The following is a 3,801-nucleotide window of genomic DNA, read 5'->3' on the forward strand; positions in this document are numbered from 1 at the left end:
AGCGTCATGGTGATATCGACGATCCCGGTGTCGTGGTCGACATCGACGTCGTAGATCAGCCCCAGATCGTAGACATTGACCGGGATCTCGGGATCGTAGACGGTGCGGAGGGCGGCGATGATTCGCTCCTCCAGTTCTAATGGATTCTTATCTTGATTGCTCATTCTGTCTTATCTTTACTCTCCTTGGAGTGGGTGAGGATGTAGAGGATCCCCTCGCTGAGGATCAGATCCGGCGCCTTAGGGTTTTGGTCGAAGGTCTCGTTTGCCACCTCCAGATCCGGAGCGATACCGCCCTCGATGGATTTCTTATCGACGTCGAGGCTCTTGACTGCTGAGTAGCGTACGCGCCAGCCATTGGGCAGCTCCGATGTGGCTGGCATACCGCCACCACCTCCGGAGGGGAGACCGATGCGGTAGACGTTGGGCGCATGGGAGACCTTGACGAGGAAGTCATTCGTCGCACTGTAGCAGCCCCGATCCTGGAGGATCACGAGGGGCTTATCGGTCCAGCGTCTTCCCTCGGCAGGAGTGACGTAGACCTCCTTGAGCTTAGAGTAGCTGTCTCGTCCCGGTCCGGTCTTGTGTGTCACATAGCCGACCAGGGTCCTCTTATCGTAGAAGTATCCCGCCAGGTCGGATGCATTGCTGACGAGACCGCCGCCATTGCCCCTCACATCCAGTATGATCCCCTCGGTATTATCTAGGTATCTCAGGATGAAGTCCATACTCCCGAGCGAGGATGAGAAGCTATTGTAGCGGATGTATCCGATGCGGTGATTGGGCTTATCCTTGATGCCAAAGTTATTGTAGAGCATCCCGCCCGACTGCATCAGGTATCCGGAGATGTATTTCTGCCTCATGTAGACATTGAGTCCCTCGGTCGGGTCGCCTGCCCAGTCGCTATTGGCACTGACGTCAAATCCGGTCATCAGATTGACATGGCCATCGTGTAGCTCGTCGAGCATTGCCGCCATGAGGTGGAAGAAATTGAGGTCATTTGCCGCTTTCTTCTCCTCCATCAGGTCCATTCGCTTGCTGTAGACGGTGTGGATCGAGTCCCAGTCCACTCCTTTCTCATCCAGGAAGCAGTATCGCTCATCGATGATCGACCAGAGTGCCTCAAAATTAGCTCTGTAGTCCGTATTCTCCGGCTGTGAGGGGATACAGGCAGTGAGTCCGAGGAGGACGACCACCACAGCGGGTAAAATATGTGCGTGTCTGAGTGTCATAGGTCTTAGTAGGATGATCTGATGTGTGAGGACCGAAGGGCACGCCCGCCGGAGAGAGCCTTGGTCTCGAGCGTGACACCAAGAACCAGCCCGACACTGCCGAGCTCATACCTCGTATGGCTGAGCTTCTCTACGGTACCGATGTGCTGCAGTCCTACGACCCAAGTGGCGTTGTGGATCGGCAGCTCCATCAGCAGCCTCTGCCTGATGGCCAGACTATTGTGTGGCGCCGTCAGGTGGAGACGAATGGGAGTCTTATTGTCCCCAGAGATGTACTCGTAGTAGCTCTGTCCATAGTCCGGGTGGTAGGCAATATGGAGCAGTGGAAGTGAGACACTGTAAGAGAAGCGCATCGGCAGTGTCTCCCACGGGATCCGGTAGCTGAGCCGTGACCAGGCATCGAGGCCGGTCGTCGCCTTGACGTTGGCTACGTTGTTACTATTGGAGAGCTTGAGATTGCCCTGCACCAGGAGCGACCAGGCGGGGGCGACCTCCAGCCTCAGTCCTCCCCGCTGAAGGAGTGAGAAGGAGAATGCTGTCTGCGTGTAGAGACCCGGGAGATACATCTGGGTACCATTGGCCTTATTCTTCGGCATCCCCAGTCCCAGCTCCAGCTCCTGCCTCAGGTGCCATCGGTCGGCGAAGTATGGATGGTCCGTGCCGAGGGAGATCCGGAGATCGTACCCTGTGTGGGCGGACGGGCTGATATACTGGTCGATGACGCCCACACGCCCACCGGTCAGGAGGATCTCTCTGTGGGTCGTGCTGAGCGAGCCGTCGTAGGTCCACGGCTTCCCGTGGATGTAGTCCCTTGTCTCCCTCCCGAGCTTCTCCAGCCGGCTGCGCATCCTCTGTCTCCCGGTCTCTGACTGAGCTGCTCCCGAGAGAGGCAGCATCAGGGTCAGCACAAGTAGGAGTGCGATCTTGCTGAGTCTCTTATTCTTCATCATCATCCCTAAAGGTCAGTCTCTGCTGACGAGTTACCTCCTCGATCACCTGAGCCTCTTCCTCGGCTCTGTCGTCCATATCCGACTCGACCTCCTCGTCAGGGGTATCCTCCTCGTCCGAGTCGTCGTCCCCCTCGTCCTCAGGCTGCTTGAGTGGCTCCAGCTCGTGCACCTCCGTAGTCGTGCCGGTGCTGATGCGCTTGCCCTTGGCGCGCACGCCCTTGACGGCGATGAAGTCCTCCGCCTCGACCTCCTCCGTCGTCCCGTCCTCGTAGACCACCTCCACTCGGGCGTAAGGCTCGTCGCTAAGGAGGAGAAGGGTGTCATCGGGATTGGTCAGGATGGTATCCTTCTTCCGCAGCTTGTCCTCCTCGAGGAGGAAGCGCTTCATGTAGGTAAAGCCCTCCTTACTATTGTGGTAGACGAGCGTCCAGACCTTCTCCGGATCGTACTGCTCGATCACGAGGAGATTTCGCTCGAAGTGATTGCTGTCCGAGAAGTCTGTCAGGTACACCGTCCCGTCCTCCAGCACCACGAGGATCTTGTCGTCCCCCATGAATTCGCCCAGGTAGTCCCCCCGGTCATCGTAATTGAGCCGGAAGACGTCGCGATCAAACCACACGTCCCTGCCTCCCAGTGTGCTCTTACCCTCCTCCTTGAGCGAAATGCGGAAGATCGGCTCCTTCGTCAGAATATTTCCTCTCGCCTGACGCCCCTTGATCAGCAGGTCGGCAAAGTCGGTCTCAAAGATCAGCCCGCTCTTGCGCCGCCGCTTCTTGGCACTTGGTCGCAGCACGGTCTTGATCACCTCCGCCTCACCATTGGGGTTGGCCGTGAAGTAGAGTACCTTGGAGTCCGGCTTACCTCGTGTCAGGTCATACTCCCGGTCGCGGATCGCCGTCGTGACGGCAAAGCGCTTGATGAAAGCGGTACCCTCCTTGCCGTCCCGGTAGACGGCGTTGTAGATCGTACGCTCGTCGCCACGCACCCAGCGTGCCACGTGGATGATGTCCTTGCCGACGAAGCTCTTCTCGCTCACCTTGGTGATGAAGTAGACCCCACTACGGAGGAAGACGATCACGTCGTCTATGTCGGAGACGTCGCTGACGTACTCCGCTTTCTTGAGTCCCGTGCCGATAAATCCCTCCTTGCGGTCCACGTAGAGCTTCTCGCTCTTCACCGCCACCTTGGCCGCCTCGATGTCGTCGAAGCTGCGGATCGTCGTCCGTCGCGGGTACTGCTTCCCGAAGTCCTCGTACAGCGTCTCGTACCAGCTGATCGCCTCGCTGCGGACATCGCCGAGCCGTCGCTCGGTGTCCGCCATCTCGTCCATGAGTCGGGCGATGGAGGCGTCGCTCTTCTCCTTATTAAACTTCAGGATCCTCGCCATCTTGAGCTCCAGGAGGTGCTTCAGATCCTCATCCGTCACGGGGCGGAAGAAGGTTTCCAGCGCGTCCTCCAGTCGGCTCCGTATGTGCGCCACCACCTCGGGGACGCTCTTCGCCTCCTCAAAGTCCTTATCCTTGTAGATCCGTCGGGTGATGAAGAGCTGCTCCAGGGACTCCAGCAGGTGCTGCTCCTGCAGCTCACTCAGCCGGATCCCCAGCTCCGCACGGATGTAGC

Annotated in this window: 3 protein-coding genes and 1 pseudogene; all 4 read right to left on the minus strand. The window is 58.3% G+C overall.

All coding sequences use genetic code 11. The features are described from left to right. A partial coding sequence (locus Q0F21_RS06240; RefSeq protein ID WP_297238376.1) for an iron-sulfur cluster assembly protein occupies positions 1 to 164 on the minus strand: 164 nt, incomplete at its 3' end. Next, positions 161 to 1,231, minus strand: coding sequence for a S41 family peptidase (locus Q0F21_RS06245; RefSeq protein WP_297238373.1), 1,071 nt, complete (start codon positions 1,229 to 1,231; stop codon positions 161 to 163). The genes Q0F21_RS06245 and Q0F21_RS06240, both read right to left, overlap by 4 nt. Positions 1,232 to 1,236: 5 nt before the next feature. Beyond that, a complete protein-coding gene (locus Q0F21_RS06250) occupies positions 1,237 to 2,178 on the minus strand; it encodes a hypothetical protein (RefSeq protein WP_297238375.1) in 942 nt (313 codons plus the stop codon). Beyond that, positions 2,168 to 3,801 (minus strand): annotated as a pseudogene (locus Q0F21_RS06255) (DNA gyrase/topoisomerase IV subunit A); the annotation flags it as partial. The gene Q0F21_RS06250 and the pseudogene Q0F21_RS06255, both read right to left, overlap by 11 nt.

The organism is uncultured Porphyromonas sp. (assembly GCF_934359325.1).
In the GTDB taxonomy this organism is placed as follows: domain Bacteria; phylum Bacteroidota; class Bacteroidia; order Bacteroidales; family Porphyromonadaceae; genus Porphyromonas_A.